Genomic DNA, 15256 nt, shown 5'->3' on the forward strand with positions numbered 1-15256 from the left:
CCGGCGGCCGACGCGTCGACACCCCACCAAAAGAACGTCGCCGCCCCACCAGAAGAACCGAGCACGAGCCAATTTCCTGCCGCTGAGCGACGCCGAGCGGCGCGCGCACGCCGATGCTCAATGGGCGGTTCCGGGTGCGCCAGACGCTGGGCCTGCCGGCAGGCCACCGAGGTTCTCGCAGAATCGGGCTGAAAGCCGGGACGCACGTAAAGAGGGGCGGCCCCCGGGACCGGGGCCGCCCCTGGAACGCGTAGGTGGAGCTACGCGTAGATCTTCACTGGAGTGTAGGTCTGGCGCGGGAAGATCTGGCCGACCTCCGCATCCGTCAGCCCGAAGCGGCCCTGCGCGACGGAGCCGAACACCGAGAACATGTTGTTCATCTCCGGCACGTCGCCGTTGACCAGGGTGTCGAGGCCGTTCCAGGTGCCCAGCAGCTTGCCCGCGAGCTTCTTGCCGGACAGCACGATCACGCCGCCGCCGTGGCCGTGGTCGCTGCCGCCGCCGTTCTCGGCTACGCGCCGGCCGAACTCGCTGGAGACCATCACGGTGACGTTGGCGGAGAGGTCGGCGCCGAGGTCGTCGAAGAACGCGGCCATGCCGGACGCGAGCTCGCCGAAGTGCTGGGCCAGGTAGCCGCCCCGGGTGCCCTGGTTCTCGTGGGTGTCCCAGCCGCCCATGCCGATCGTGGCGATGCGGACGTTGGCGCCGCCCTTGATCAGCTGGGCGAGCTCCTTGAAGGCGTTGCCGACGCCGGTGTACTTCGCGTTGTTCGCCGGCGTGTAGCCCTCCTGCGCCAGCTTGCTCGCGAGCGTGAGCGCGTCGATGCCGGCCTTGACCGGGGTCGCGATCGGGTGGTCGACGCCGGTGAAGAGCGTCTTGATCGCGTCGACGGTCGGCTGGCGGAACTTGCCGTCGCCGTTGACGTTCAGCGACGCCACGCTGTTGAGGGCCAGGGCGCCGCCGCCGCCGACGAGGGAGCGGGGCAGCGTCGAGCCGATGCCGACCGCGCGGAATGCCGTGCCGGGGCCGAGCTTGTCGGCCAGGTTCGTCAGCCAGCCCATGCCGCCCGTCTCGGCCGGGAGCCCGCCGAGCTGGCAGGTGTCCGTGGCGGCGAAGTGGCTGCGGTCGAGCCGGCGGTCGCTGACGCCGGGGATGAACGCGAGCTGGCCGGCGTCGAGGTACTTCTTCAGCGGCGCGAACGACTCGTTGAGCCCGAACCCGCGGTCGAGCGCGATCGAGGTGTTCTCCGGCAGCGTGAAGCTCGGCCGGACCCGGTTCAGGGTGGCGTCGTTCATCGGCGCGAAGAGCGAGAGGGCGTCGGCCCCGCCGTAGAGGAACACGTGGATGAGCGTGCCCGTCGGGGTGGCCGCGAACGAGGCCTGCGTGGTGATGAACTGGCTCGTCGCCAGGGCCGTGGTGGTGGCCGCGGCGCCGACGAAGAACTTGCGGCGGGTGACGCCCCGGCCGTCCTCCTGCTCGTCCTCCTGCCGGGACAGCTCGAGGTACCGGTCGCGAACGCTCTTCTGCTCTTCCTTCACCACCTCGGCCTCGGCCCGCAGGGCGGCCTCGAAGCGGTTGGGACCGAGCCGCAGCAGGTCCGGGACCTCCGGGTGGAGCAACTTCTTCCGCACTGGCTTCTCCATGGTGTGCCGCCTACCGGAGGTGGTGGTGGGGAGTGGCGAAGATCGCGCGCACGACCGACGCGATGCCGCCGTTGAACGTGGCGTCCACCGGGGTGGAGGCGGTCATCGTCGGGCTCACGATGTGCAGGATCGCGGTCTTGCGGTCGTTGTCGAGCGTCACGTTGATGAGCTTCTTGGTGAGCGCGTCGAGGTATGCGCCCGCGGTGCCCGGCGGGTTGGCGATGAGCGCCTCGGGCTTGGTCCACGTGAACTGGCGCCGGCCGCCGGTGATCGCGGTGTACGCGTCGTTCCACTGGTTGACCATGGTGCCGGCCGAGGTCCAGGCGACGTACACGTCGGCGTACCCGTTCGGCGTGGGCAGCTCCATCGGCGCGTGGCCGAACTCCTCGAGCTTGCGCATGATGTCGCCGAGGCCCTGGACCATCGGGCTCATGTTCGTGTTGTTCGACGTGAAGTTGGCCGGGGCGTCCGCGCCGATGTCGAGCGCGCGGTAGGTGGCGGTCAGGTACTCGCCCGGCCGGCGCACCTTCTGCCCGACGGACTCCCAGAACTCCGTGCGCGACAGCATCGTCATCAGTACCGCCGACATGTTGCTCTTCTTGTCGAGGTACGTCTTGGCCATCGCGTCGACGAGGGTCTTCGGCGGGACGTCGGACACGAATCGCGTCGCGAGGTTCTGCGCCATGTACTGCGCCGTGTTCGGGTGCAGCGCGATGTACCGGAAGTACGCCTCCTGCACCGCCTCGCCCGCCTTGGCGTCGCCGTTCGGGTGCGTGAAGCCCATGATCTTCACGGGGCCGACGTAGTGCTGCTCCGGCCGGTACACGTACTGGTTGTCCCGGATGCTGCGCCCGGTCTGCAGCATGGCGGCCTGGCGCACGTCGGTCTCGTTGTACCCGTTGAAGGCCCCGACGGTGTAGAGCTCGAGGTTCTCGCGGGCGAGGTTCTCGTTGATCTGGTCCTTCGTCGAGTCCTGCTGGTCGAGGTAGCGCAGCAGCGCCGGGTGCTTGTTCGCGGCGACGAACATGTCGACGTAGTTGCCGAGCGCGTACTTGCGGATCACGTCGCGGTCGAAGGACGCGCGGGTCAGCTCGTTGCCGTCGTGGAAGGCCGCGACGTGCAGGAAGTCCTGGAAGAAGTCGACCATCATCTCGAAGAGCTGGCGGTCGCTGAAGATCTGCTTGGCGATCGCGTACCGGACGTTCTGGTCATCCGCGTGGATGCCCTTCTTGTCCAGGTCGTCGCGCTGGGCCTTGAGCTGGTCGTACGACATCGCGTAGGTCACGAGCTCGGCGTCGGCCTTCTGCTCGCCGCGGGTCAGCGGGATCGTCTCGGGCTTGAGCTGCTTGTCGATCCAGCCGTTGATGCCCAGCTTGTTGATGTCGCTGATGACCTTGGTGGTCGGCCCGAACGTGAGCCGGCTGGCCAGGTGGCGAACCGGGTCCTTCTTCGGCAGCACGGTGTTCGCCTTGACCACGGCGGCCTTGGAGGCGTCGGCCGGGGTGCCGAAGGAGGCGCCGGACGTGGGCGTGTTCTTGCGGATGCCCAGGCCCGCCTCGCCGTTCATGAGGCTCTGGTTCTGGTCGACGTACGCCGGGATGGTGTTGTCCACCGGGGCGTCGGCCGCGGCCGGGTCGGTGCCCGGGTGCGCGCCCTTGCCGAAGAACTGCGTCACGGCGTACGCGCCGCCGCCGATCAGCGCGGCCGCGCCGCCACCGATCGCGACCATCGCGGTGCGCCGGCGCCAGCTCGACGGCTCGTCGTCGTAGTCCGCCTCGTCGTCGATGTCCGGCAGGCCCTCGCGGCCGCGGGGCATCGCGTTCGGGTCGTAGAAGTGCGGGCCGGAGCCGCCGCGGTCGGCGGGCATCGAACCGTTCCCGCGCGGCCCGGCGGAGCGGGGGTCGCCGTAGCCCGGCCGGCCGTAGCGACCGGTCTGGTCCTCGTAGCCCGACTCGTAGTACGAGTCGTCGGCGTACGGGTCGTAACGCTCGTTCATCTACCGGTCCCGATCAGACGAATGGGGGCGCGCATTTGTCGATCGGAAGGTAGTGGCTGCTCAGATGCCGTACAACCCGAGCTTGAAGTGCGCTGACCAGGACTTAAGACAACCGCGGTGACCCAAGGTCACCGGCGCTGTGACAGCAGCCTTGAATGCGCTCCTGAGCTGCTGAAACACTTGTAACAACGGCGCGGTTCAGGAACGGTTTACACAGGTACATTTAAGGTGTCGTTGCAATTCGTCAACCGCCCTGATTCGATGTCCGGTTCAGGACGATTCGTCCATGCGAATGTGTCGGTACTCCACCCCGGCGCACGTGGGCCCGTGGGCGATCGACATACGCCGTTCGTCGAGGTCGAGGACGAGCGCGAACAGCGATTCGGTCCGGTCCGCCTCGGCGGCGCCCGGCTCGTCGTGGCGGCAGATGGACTGCGGGAACCCGCCGTGGTCGCGCAGCACCGCCTTGATCCGGTCCTCGTCGATGAGCCCGTCCCCGAGCAGGCGGCGCGCCCGGGCCGAGCGGAAGAACGAGGAGCTGCCGATGTACTTGAGCGTGTCGACGGCGCGCAGCGCGCTCTCGAAGTGGTTCGCGTGCGTGATCACGCCGTCGGACGGGTGCAGGAATCCCACGTCACCGGGGGCGACCTCGACGTCGATCGCCTCGCCCGGCGTGCCGTCGGCGAAGGCCTGGCCCATGAGCAGGTTGATGCTCGCGCCGCGCGGGACGGCGCACACGGCCCTGAGCGCGGCGCCCAGGTGCGGGGCGTCCAGGGCGGCCCGGAGCAGGACGTGGTAGGGCACGCCGCCATCTCGCCGGTCGTGCTCGGTGCCGAGCATGTTGACGCAGACGCCGAGCCCGGCGTCGTTGAGCCCGGCCTTGGCGAGCATGCCGGCCTCGGTGAGCGCGAGCACGCGGCGGCCGAGCTCGTCGGTCGTGTCGAGCAGCAGCGCGTAGGGGCGCTGGTCGGGGTGCCAGTCCCAGTTCTGCGCGAGCAGGGTGTGCCCGCCGGCGGTGCGCTGCCCGAGCACGGCGATCGCGGTGCACTCGCTCGGCTCGGCACCGGGGTTGGCGCTGTACAGCAGCTCCGTGCGGCCGTTGAGGGCGTAGATCTCATCGACATCCACCCGGGCGCCCTCGGCCACGCCGTCGAGCATTTCGGCCACTCGCGGTGCGTGACGGTGGGCCGCCTCGCGAAACAGCGCTCCGTAACCGCGGGCCTGCTCGACGTCGATGCCGACCGCGGCGAAACGGGTCAGGTAGTTCGCGGTGTTCGCGGCAATTGCGTGTGCTGCGACCGAACCGTACGTGATGCCGCACTTACGGGGAGTGCCAGTGGCGGAAATCAACGGCAACGGCGGGTACATGGGCTGAACGCTAGCCGGTCGACTGGCGTGATTTCGACCGGCTTGGCCCTACGCTGAGCGGCATGAACCCCGCGATAGACGACACGTGCGTCATGATCGACGGGCCGTGGTCGCACCGTTTCGTGAGCGCCAACGGCAACCGATTCCACGTGGTGGAGGCCGGCACCGGACCGCTGGTGCTGTTCCTGCACGGGTTCCCGGAGTTCTGGTACGCCTGGCACAACCAGCTCCCGGCCCTCGCCGACGCCGGCTTCCGCGCGGTCGCCGTCGACCTGCGCGGCTACGGGGCGAGCGACAAGCCGCCGCGCGGTTACGACGGGTACACGATGGCCGGCGACGTCGCCGGGCTCATCCGCGCCCTGGGCGAGCGCAGCGCGATCCTGGTCGGCTCCGGGTACGGCGGGATGATCGGCTGGGCCACCGCCGCGTTCCACCCGAAGATGGTCCGCCGCCTGGTCGTCCTGGGCGCCGCCCACCCGCTGCGGCTGCGCGCCGGGCTCGCGACCGACCCGCGGGGCCAGCTGGCCGCGGCCAAGCCGGTGCTGCGCTTCCAGGTGCCCCGCTTCGAGCACGTCCTGACGCGCCACGACGCCGCGCTGGTCGGTGACTACCTGCGCCGGTGGGGTTCCCCGGAATGGACTTCCCGGGAGTCGTACCGCGAGTACGAGGCCTGCTGCCGCTCCGCGATGCAGATCCCGCAGGCGGCCTTCTGCGCCCTGGAGACCTATCGCTGGGCGGTCCGCTCGGCGCTGCGGCTGCAGGGCTACCGCTTCGTGAAGCTCCTGCAGCAGCCGGTCACGGCCCCGACGCTCCAACTGCACGGCGCGCTGGACCCGGCGGTGCTGCCCCGCACGGCCCAGGGATCCGGCCGATACGTGCTGGCCGAATACGAGTGGCGGCTCCTGCCGAACGCGGCGCACTTCCCGCACCTCGAGCAGCCCGACCTCGTGACGGGCGAGATCATCCGCTGGGCCAAGGCCGGCTGAGCGCGGGTTTTCCGGCTCTTGCCCCGCGGACCTGGCTAGGGCGATCCCTCCGGCCGAAGGCCCGCGGATCGCCCTATTGTCTGGCGGGAGCAACGGTCCGCAAGTGACGCGGCCCGAGCCATGGTCATACGCGGTATTCGCGCAGGTCACTGACCTCGGCGCGCGGGGCCCAGCCCTGGTAGACGCCGTAGTCGAACTCCTCGAGGCCGAGCTCGGCGGCGACCGGGGCGCGGCCGCCGGTGTATTCGACGCGGAACCAGCCGTCGTGCTCGCCCAGGACGATGAACGGCTGGTCGCGCCAGAAGCAGGTCGTTCGGACGTAGACGAGTTCGTCGACGTCGCCGCGCGCGACGATGCGGCGGTAGCGGCCCGGGCGGACCTCCTCGAAGCCGTCGCTCGAGTCGGGGCGGTAGAGCCGGACGTCGTCGCCGTCGGGGCTGGCCTCGTACTCGGCGCCGTGCCACCGCGCCGCGTAGCCGTCTCGGATCACGGGGTCGCCCTTCGCCAGGCCGGCCCGTCGGCGTCGAGGCGGGCGATGAGGTCCTGACGGCCGTCGCGGCGCAGGCGCCACAGCTCGGCGTCGTGCGGCAGGCGCGCGCTGTCGACCTTGAACTCGGCGATGACGTCGCTCGTCTCGCTCGGGGCGAAGCCGTTGCCGCGGAACGGCGGGCGCTCGATGACCCAGCCCTCCATCGCGCGCATGGCTTCGGGCGACGACCCGCCGTAAGGGATCCGGTACAGGTCGCCGCGGTAGGCGATCCAGCGCAGGACGTAGGCCTCGTCGGCGTCGGGCTTGAACGACGACCCGGCGTAACCGAGGCCCAGCGCGTTGTAGAGCTGCTCGGGCGTCTCGAGGTGGGCGACCTCGCCGGCGCGGTGCACGAAGCCCGAGACGCGGTCGTAGTTGCGCTCGAGGTAGTACGAGAGCTGTTCGGGCGAGATCGGCTTCTGCATGACCTGCTCGAGGCCGGAGCCGGGCGGCTCGTACGCGGGACGCTGAGCCGGCTGCGGCTCCGGCTTGGGCGCCGCGGCGACGGGCTGCTCGTCCGGGTCGTCGACGCCGAGTCCCATCTCGGTCGCCCAGCTCGCGAGCTGGATGACCTCGGTGCCGGGCAGGACGGCGCCGGAGGGCGACTCCGGGTTGATCGCGAATGCCAGCTGGTCGCCGGGCGGCCACTGCCGGATCAGGCGCGTGAACTTGATCCAGCTGCCGCGCGCGTCCTCGCCGAGCCGCTCGGTCATGCGCTCCTGCGACGTGAACACGACGAGGTGCGGCAGGCCGTTCATGTGCTCGGTGCGCCACTTCGCCGGCTCGACGGGCCCGTCGCCGGTCCAGAACGGGATCAGCACCTTGGCCAGCAGCAGCGTGGACAGGAACCGGTCGGTGCTGTTGGCCTGGACGGCCTCGAACAGGTCCTTCTCGACCGTGTTCGCCGGGTGGAAGTCGGCCGCGGGCACCTTCGGCCGCTCCGGCTCCGGCTCCGGTTCAGGCGCGGGGGCCGGCGACGGCGGGGTCACGACCTCGGCGTCGACGATCTCGTCGTGCAGCCGCACCGGGGCGTCGTCGACGATCTCGGGCTCGACCACGGACTCCGGCGGCTGCGGGGTTTCGTCCTGGTACGCCCACGAGAACCCGGCGTCCTGACCCGCCTCGGCGCCGGCCTGGTACCCCTGCCCCGTGGTCGGCAGCGCGTCATCCATCACGGGCCGGAACCCGCTGGCGGACGCGGCCTCGCTCGGCGGCGCAATGCTCTGGTCGTCGAGCTTCGGGAGGTCCTGGACCACGGACTGCTGGAAGTCGGGGCGCTCGGCCTCGCCGTCCTCGAAGAACGAGCGGAGTGCGGGTGACGGCTCGGCCGCGGCGGGCGCGGACTCGGCGTCGCGGGCAGGGCCGGGCAGGAAGAACGAGCCGGTGCTCTCGCCCGTGGGCGCGTCCGCCGGCGGGCGCGTGTCCGTCCACGTCGACTCCGGGCGCTCGTTCCAGGCCGGAGCGGGCTCGGGATCGGTCGCGGGAGGGTGCTCGGCGAGCGACTGCATGCCCGAGGCGAACGACGGCTGAGCCGGCTCGTCCTCGGGCTCGGAGCGGAGGTCGGCGAGCGCGGCGTACGGGTCGCGGATCGGCGGGTCGTCCGTCCGGGACCCGCCGAATGCGTTGAACGGCCGCGGCTCCGCCTCGTCCTCGAAGAACGGGCGCTGCTCGTCCTCGCGGGCCGGCGGGTCCCCGAAGAAGCCCCGCGGCGGCTCCGCGGCCGGCGGCTGCACCTCGGCCCGCCCGCTGAAGAACGCCCCCGGGGCCTCGTCGACGACCGGCTCGGCCGACGATTGGGTGCCCCAGGCGGAGAACGGCTGCTCGGCGGGCTGACTGTTCGCCCACGCACTGTCCGCCCAGGAGGTCTGGCTACTTTCGGGGCGCGCCGGCTCGGCGGGCGGCTGCTGCGGGCGCGAAGGCGGATCGAAGCTGTCCGCCCAGGAGGTCTGGCCACCCTCGGGGCGCGCCGGCTCGGCGGGCGGCTGCTGCGGGCGCGAAGGCGGATCGAACAGGCCCCGGCCGCCCGCGTCGGGCCCGTCGGCGAAGAACGGGTGCTCGTCGAGGCCGGCCGCGCGGCCGAAGCCGGCGCTGTGCGCTCCCGCGGACGTGTCGCCGAAGGACTTGGACGGGGTCTCGTCGGCCTCGGGGCTCTCGACGTCGAGGCGGCTGAAGCCGGGGCGGTCGAACACCGGGCGATCGAACGGCAGCGGCGCGGACGGGTCCGGCTCGGGCGCCGGCGCCGGCGATACCGGCGTCGGGGTGGTGGGCGCGGCGGCAGACGCGGCCTGCGACCACGACTGGCCGCCGTTCGGGGGCTCGGCGGGCTGGAAGGCCTCGCCACCGCTGCGGGCGGCGAGTCCGGGCCGGCCGGGGCGAACATCCGCGGAGCCGGTCCACCCGGACCGGATCGGCTGCGTCGCCTCGCTGGGCGCGACGGGCTCGGCGGGCGGGTAGGGCGCCGGCTCGGCGGGGGCCGGCCGGGACGGCAGTGGGTCGCCGGAGCGATAGGCGCCGGAGCGGTACGAACCGGAGTCCGCGGCACCCGGCCGCGGCGGCAGGACCTCGCCCGAAAGCGGCCGGGACGGCAGCGGCTCGCCCTGGACCGGCCGGGACGGCAGCGGCTCCCCCGAGCGCGGGCCGGTGCCCGAACCCGGTCGCTGCGGCAGCGTGCCACCGGGGCGGAACGTCGGCTGCGAGTCGGCCTCGGGCCGGGAGGTCTGCGGCTGCCGCGTCGGCAACGGCGGCCCCGACGTCAGCGGAAGGTCCGGCGGCGGCTGCCACGCGGCCGGAATGACCGGCTCCGCGTGCTCGGTGTAGATCTCGCCGAGGCTGCGCGCGGGCTCGCGGCGCGGCCAGTACCGACGCGGATCCCCGCCCTCGTCGCCGCCCCCGGCGGACCTGGAGGGCAACCCGGAGTCGCCGGCCGGTCGCTGCGGCAGGCCGGAGTCTCCCGCGGGCCGCTGGGGCAGCCCGGAGTCTCCGGCCGGGCGCTGGGGCAGGCCGGAGTCGTTGGCGGGTCGCTGGGGCAAGCCGGGATCGGCCGCCGGCCGTATGGGCGGGCCGGGGTCGCTGAGCGCGCGGGAGGGGCGGCCGGTCGGACGCCCGGGCAGGCCGGTCGGCGGGCGCTCGGCGGGCGGGCCCGAGGCGGGACGCTCGACGCCCGAGAACAGCTCGCGCTCCGCCGGCACGTCCAGCGGCTTGCGGTCGGAGTCGTCGAAGAGCGCGCGCGGGGCCGCGCCCGGGAACGACGCACGGCCGCGGACCGATCCGGCACCCGAGGTGGGCGCGGGCGAGGTCGGGCCGTTGTCGGCGGGGGGCGGAGGGGCGGGACGAGCGGGCGCGGCCGGCGGGGGCGTGAAGGACCGGCCCGCGGAGCGCTCGAAGTTGATCGGGCGATCCGCCCGAGTGGGCAGGAAGGCCCCCGGAGGCGCCACATCCGGCATCGGTACCTCACGCCGAGGCGGCGCGGGCGGGACCGGGGGCACCGGGGGCTGCTCCGCCTTCATGCGCTGCCGCTCGATCGGCGTCGGCGCGGGCTGGTTGGGCACCGGGCGGACGGGCACCTGCGCGGTCGCGCGGGTCCGCTGCGACGCCTGCTCCATGCGCGCCCGCGCCCCGAGGGTGCGCCCGGGCAGCCGGACATCGCCGCGGCTGATCTGGGTCACGAACCACGACGGCAGGTAGCCCTCGATGGGCAGCCCCGGATTGACCGCGAGCCACCACTCGACGTTGGGCCAGATCCCCGCGAGATCGCGGAACGGCACCCGCCGGTGGGTGCCGGGGTGCCCCGCGAGGCACTCCTGCAGCGCGGACGGGGAGGTGAAGGCGAGCACGTGCGTGCGGCCCTCGGTGGTCCAGGTGCCCCACCCGCCGTCGCTGCCGGGCGAGCTGTCGGGCGCGATCGGCAGCAGGACGTCGGTGCGCGCCAGGATGCGGAAATACTGCTCCTGGTCGTTTGCGCGCAGCGCGTCACGCATGGCGACCTCGGCCTCGGTGGCCGGCTCCCACTCGCTCAACGGCCACCCCCTCTTCGGGCTCGGAAACCGCCGCGTCGCGAAACCTAACCTATATGGCCACGGCAATTCGAGGGGTACGACGCGGGCAAGCGCTTCGGCCAGCATAGCGATCGAAGGCCGGGGGCTCACAGGGCTGTCTCATTCGCGGCACCCGTACGAGCCATTCGACGTCTGAACCCGTCGAGTCGGACGACAGGAGCGCAGCAACGGGGCAGCCCATCGATGCCTCAGCCCCTAGCATGACGCCCATGCCCCGCCGGCGCATCTCGACCGCTTTGGTGGCTTTGTCGACTTTTGCGGCAATGCTCAGCATGAGCCCGATCGCGCACGCTTGGGCCCCCGGCGCCTGCCCGAGCCCGCCACGCCGGCCCGAGCCCGCGCCGACCGGGGTGCCGTGGCCTTCGCAGCGGTACGACCAATCAAGGCTCAACGCTCTTGCCGACGGCCACGGCATCGTGGTCGCGGTCGTCGACTCCGGCGTCGACGCGCGCAATCCCCAGCTGCGCGATGCCGTCCAGCCCGGCCCCGACCAGCTCGACGGCGGCGACTCCGCGCTCGACTGCGTCGGCCACGGCACCGGCGTCGCGGGCATCATCGCGGCCCGCCCGTCCCCGGCGACGGCGTTTCGCGGCCTGGCCCCGGCGGCCACGATCCTCGCCCTGCGCGTCAGCGAGCAGATCGAGGGCGACAACGGCACCCTGACCGGCCGCCGCGGCACGCCCGCCGGGCTCGCCAACGCGATCCGCGACGCCGTCGCCCACAAGGCGCGGGTCATCAACCTCTCGCTGGTGTCGTACTCCGACGATGCCTCCGTCCGCGACGCCGTCGCCTTCGCCCAGCGCAACGACGTCGTGGTCGTGGCCGCGGTGGGCAACGGCGCCGAGCGGGGCAACCGCACCCCGTACCCGGCGGCCTACGACGGTGTCCTCGGCGTCGGCTCGATCACGCCGGACGGGCGGCGGGCCCCGTCGTCGCAGACCGGCGCGTACGTGGACCTGGTCGCCCCCGGCTCGGGGATTGTGACGACCGCAACACCGGAGGGATGGGCGACGATGGACGGCACCAGCTTCGCCGCCCCGTTCGTGTCGGCGGCGGCCGCGCTCCTGCGCCAGTACCGTCCCGAGCTCTCCGCCCCGGAAGTCGCCGCCCGCCTCATCGCCACCGCGGACGGCGGACCGGCCGGGCCGGGCTACGGCGCCGGGGTCCTGAACCCCTTCCGCGCCCTCACCGAGCTCACCGGCGCCTCGCCGGACCCGGGCACCCGCACCCTGGCCGAACCCGGCCGGCGCGACGCCACCGCGCGAGCCGCGGCCACCCGAACGACGCTGGGCTGGGCCTGCGCGGCCCTGGCCGCGATGCTCCTGGCGCTCGCCGTGGCCGTGATCCTCCCCCGGGGCCGCCGGCGCGGCTGGCGGCCCGGCCTCCGAGCGCTCCGGCCCGCACCCGAGCCGCCTGCGGACCGCACGGCACCGGCGTTCGGCTCTCAGAGCTGAGGGCAGCGCCCCTCTTCCGCAGAGGTACGCCGCCCACTGACGCCTTCTTCAGAGGTGCGCCGCCCACTGACGCCGGGAGCCGTGCGTCAGCCACTGCCCGGGAAGAGGTGCGTGTTGCGGGCCTCGGTCTCCTGGTACCGCTGCATCGCCTCTTCGACACCCACCTTGATGTCGCGCAGCATCTGCGCGAGGTCGGCGCCGGCCCGCTCCCAGTTTGCCTGCCGCAGCGCGTAGGCGTCCTTGGCGTCGCCCTCCCAGCCGCCCGTGAGGCGCTTGCCGAGCTGCGACACCTCGTCGAGGCGCGAGTGCAGCGTGTTGAGCGCGGTCTGGATGGACTGGCTCGTGTGCTCGAGCGCCCCGAAGTCGACTACCAGCATGTCGTCCATGTGAGCCTCCGGCCTCAGCCGCCGAGCGCGGACAGGTCGGCGTTCCCGGCGCGGCGCATCGCCCCGGCCGCCTCGGCATCGGTGGCGCCGTAGTTGCGTCCCGCCGTGCGCAGGCCCTCGGACGTCTCGAGCAGGTTCCGGTTGAGCACGCCCTGGTCGTGCTTGAACGCGAGCTTCACCTGCTCGAAGGTGCGCCCGCCGGCCCCCTGCCACCCCGCGCGGGTCACTTCCAACTCCCGCATCAACGTGTTGAGCATGCCCTGCAGCTCGCCGTTGACCTGCTCGAACCGCTGCGCGGCCGAGCTGAGCTCGGCCTGTTGCGCCTGCGTGGTCTGCACCACCGGCGATCACCCCGTTTCTCCTCGTGGACGTGGGCCGGCCCGGAGCCCCGCACGCAACGACAGCGGCCGATAACCCTTGGTCAGCCCGAAAACAGGCCGACCGTATCGGCCTCGACCGATCCCCCACCAGCCCCAATGCTTCGCTGTGGATAACTTCCGGCATTTCGCCCACCCCGCTTCGCCACGCTCATGACTGCCGGAGCCCCGAATCTCCCGCCCCGACCAGCGCACGCCGGCCACAGCTGGCCGCGGCGCTCGCTTTACGGAGGCCCTCCGCCCTGCCGGGCTCTAAGATGTCCGGCATGGCGGAGGGCCGCTCGTTCATCAAGTGGGCCGGCGGCAAGACGCGGTACGCGGCCCAGCTCGTCGCCGCCGCGCCGCCGTTCACCGGCCGCTACTGGGAACCGTTCATGGGCAGCGCCGCCGTCTTCTTCGAGCTGCGCCCGGCCAAGGCGGTGCTCTCCGACGCCAACCCCGAGCTCGTGGCCTGCTTCCAGGCCGTCGCGGCCCAGCCGGAGGCGGTGATGGAGCGCCTGGACGCGATGGCGAACACGCCCGAGGAGTTCGAGCTCGTCCGGCGCCAGGACCCCGCGAGCCTGGGCCCGGTCGAGCGGGCCGCGCGCGTCATCTACCTCAACAAGACCTCCTTCCGGGGCCTGTGGCGCGTCAACCGCCGCGGCGCGTTCAACGCTCCCTACGGGGCCTACGACCGCCCGTACTATCGCCGCGAAACGCTCCTGGAGGCCTCCCAGGCGCTCGCGGGAGCCGACGTGCGCCTGTGCGACTTCGCCGACGCACTGCGCGAGGCGGCCGCGGGCGACTGGGTGTTCCTGGACCCTCCGTATCTGCCCGAGGGTGGGTTCGCGGATTTCAAGCGGTACACGCCGGGGCAGTTCCGAAACGCCGACCACGAACGGCTGGCGGCCGAGATGCACGACGCGTCGAGGCGCGGGGTGTTCCTGACGATGACGAACAGCGACACCGACGCGACACGGCGGATCTACGCCGGGTTCAACGAGACTCGCATGGCCACCCGCCGCGACATCAACCTGCGCGCATCCGCCCGAGCGAGCTTCGACCTGGTACTGACGAACTACTGATCAGCCCACGACGGCGGCGGCCGCGCCCGGGTCGAGGGCCGGACCCGCGGGCAGCAGCGCGACCAGCTGACTCGGCACGGTGACGGGCTGCTCGCCGCCGAACCCGAGAGCGCCCAACGCGTCGGGCACCGGCACGGTGTGGCGCCTCCCGAGATCGGTGACCAGGGTGACCACACCCGTGTCCGTCCGCACCAGCGCGCCGCTTCCGGGCCGGATCACCACGCGGTCGGCCAGCACCGTGCCCTCCGCCGTGGCCGCGGCCGTGCGCAGCGCGTGCGTGAGGTCGGGGAGCCGGGGGTCGAGGGTGAGGGCATCGGCGGTACACACGGCGTGGGGAGGGCTGTCGACCAGCTCCGGCGGCGCGGCGGGCAGCGCACCGTCGCCGCCCGGGTCCGGCGCGAACGCCTTGACCTGCCGGCCCTGCACCAGCGCGGAGAACTCCGCGGGGCTGAGCGGCAGGAGCTTCCCGCCCGGCTGCAGGCTCTGCGTCTCGGGCGCGGCGAGCAGGAGCTGGGCCTGCAGCGGCGTGACCGATGCGAGCCCGTCGGCGGTGACGACGAACGCGTCGGTGCGTTGCCCGGCCGACACGCCGTACAGCTGCCCGATTCGGCCGGCGGGCACCGACCTTCCGCGGTCCGGGACGGCCGGGGTGACGAGGTCGGTTCCGCTCGGTACCGCGTGCAGCAGCGCCTGCGCCGCCGCCACCCGTGGTCGCGCGGACCAGACCAGCGCGGGCAGGGCCGCGCCGGGCTGCCGGACGAGGTGCTTGAACCCGTGCCACAGCAGATAGGTCTGCTGGTCCGCGGAGGTCATCAGCAGGCCTTTGTCGGCTGCGGGTGTACCGCCCGAAGGCCCCCCACCCACGAAAAGCACCGACCCATCAGGCGTCGAGCACACCGCCCACGGGCCCTTGAGCAGGGCGGAAGCGGGCGGCAGCGAGCTCGGCGCGCCCGGGATGCCCAGGGTCTCGCCGCGCGGCGCCCCGGACAGCGCCGAGCGGGACACGACGACCGTCGGCGCGCCGGCCGAGCCGAGGATGAGCAGCGCGGACGCCTGGTTGAGGACGGGATGGAGGACGTCGTCGCGGTACACGAACAGGGCTCCCGACTCCTGCTCGACGATCACCGCCTTGTCGTTGCGCCATTTGCCAGAACTCCCAGGGCGCAGCGCCCCGACCACGGCCGCGCCGCCGACCCCGAGCGCGGCGAGCAGAACGCCGACCAGCGTGGCCCCCGCGACCCGGCGAAATGGCGGCTGAGCAGGGTCGGTGTCACGGACGACGAGGGCGGAGACGACCCGCTGGACCACGAACTGGTACGACTGCAGCTGGTCCTGCCGCGACGCCATCGGCCCCCCAAAATTGTCGTACCGGCGCCATACGATAAGTCCCTCACAACA

General features: G+C 72.6%; 11 protein-coding genes. 3 read left to right on the plus strand and 8 right to left on the minus strand.

Features of this window, described 5'->3' with window-relative positions; genetic code table 11:
* Window positions 1-260: 260 nt before the first annotated feature.
* The 3 genes from AC6JBM_RS42840 to AC6JBM_RS42850 all read right to left on the minus strand — a co-directional run bounded on the left by AC6JBM_RS42840 (window position 261) and on the right by AC6JBM_RS42850 (window position 5007).
* Complete coding sequence (locus tag AC6JBM_RS42840) at window positions 261-1631, minus strand: DUF1501 domain-containing protein (protein WP_350610208.1); 1371 nt, start codon at window positions 1629-1631, stop codon at window positions 261-263.
* 22 nt (window positions 1632-1653) lie between these two features.
* A complete protein-coding gene (locus AC6JBM_RS42845) occupies window positions 1654-3639 on the minus strand; it encodes a DUF1800 domain-containing protein (protein ID WP_497979484.1) in 1986 nt (661 codons plus the stop codon).
* A 270-nt stretch (window positions 3640-3909) separates the two neighbouring features.
* Entirely contained in the window at window positions 3910-5007 is a 1098-nt protein-coding gene (locus AC6JBM_RS42850; protein WP_497979485.1) for a C45 family autoproteolytic acyltransferase/hydrolase, read from the minus strand.
* A gap of 62 nt (window positions 5008-5069) precedes the next feature.
* On the opposite strand from AC6JBM_RS42850, the gene AC6JBM_RS42855 reads away from it, so the two are divergent.
* Window positions 5070-5993: an alpha/beta fold hydrolase gene (locus AC6JBM_RS42855; protein WP_497979486.1), complete on the plus strand. Its 924-nt coding sequence runs from the start codon at window positions 5070-5072 to the stop codon at window positions 5991-5993.
* A gap of 124 nt (window positions 5994-6117) precedes the next feature.
* Here the strand turns inward: AC6JBM_RS42855 and AC6JBM_RS42860 are convergent, their stop codons facing one another.
* Both AC6JBM_RS42860 and AC6JBM_RS42865 read right to left on the minus strand, forming a co-directional pair.
* Window positions 6118-6483 carry a UCP033725 family protein gene (locus AC6JBM_RS42860; RefSeq protein ID WP_497979487.1) on the minus strand — a complete coding sequence of 122 codons (366 nt, stop codon included), beginning with the start codon at window positions 6481-6483 and terminating at the stop codon, window positions 6118-6120.
* The gene (locus tag AC6JBM_RS42865) at window positions 6480-10538 is read right to left on the minus strand and encodes an SseB family protein (RefSeq protein WP_497979488.1); all 4059 of its coding nucleotides are present in this window, start codon (window positions 10536-10538) and stop codon (window positions 6480-6482) included. Before AC6JBM_RS42865 ends, AC6JBM_RS42860 begins: the two co-directional genes overlap by 4 nt.
* Window positions 10539-10786: 248 nt before the next feature.
* Between AC6JBM_RS42865 and mycP the strand changes: the two genes are divergently transcribed.
* Window positions 10787-12031, plus strand: coding sequence for a type VII secretion-associated serine protease mycosin (gene mycP / locus AC6JBM_RS42870; protein WP_497979489.1), 1245 nt, complete (start codon window positions 10787-10789; stop codon window positions 12029-12031).
* A gap of 86 nt (window positions 12032-12117) precedes the next feature.
* Here the strand turns inward: mycP and AC6JBM_RS42875 are convergent, their stop codons facing one another.
* On the minus strand, window positions 12118-12417 hold the full coding sequence (locus AC6JBM_RS42875; protein WP_497979490.1) for a WXG100 family type VII secretion target: 300 nt from the start codon (window positions 12415-12417) through the stop codon (window positions 12118-12120).
* A 14-nt stretch (window positions 12418-12431) separates the two neighbouring features.
* The gene (locus AC6JBM_RS42880; protein ID WP_350610215.1) at window positions 12432-12758 is read right to left on the minus strand and encodes a WXG100 family type VII secretion target; all 327 of its coding nucleotides are present in this window, start codon (window positions 12756-12758) and stop codon (window positions 12432-12434) included.
* Window positions 12759-13060: 302 nt separating this feature from the next.
* Here AC6JBM_RS42880 and AC6JBM_RS42885 point away from each other — a divergent pair, with 302 nt between their 5' ends.
* Complete coding sequence (locus AC6JBM_RS42885; protein ID WP_497979491.1) at window positions 13061-13858, plus strand: DNA adenine methylase; 798 nt, start codon at window positions 13061-13063, stop codon at window positions 13856-13858.
* Here AC6JBM_RS42885 and eccB read toward each other — a convergent pair whose 3' ends face one another.
* Window positions 13859-15205, minus strand: coding sequence for a type VII secretion protein EccB (eccB, locus tag AC6JBM_RS42890; protein ID WP_497979492.1), 1347 nt, complete (start codon window positions 15203-15205; stop codon window positions 13859-13861). It abuts the gene before it with no gap.
* Between the last annotated feature and the right edge of the window lie 51 nt (window positions 15206-15256).

This window comes from Dactylosporangium thailandense (genome assembly GCF_059739745.1).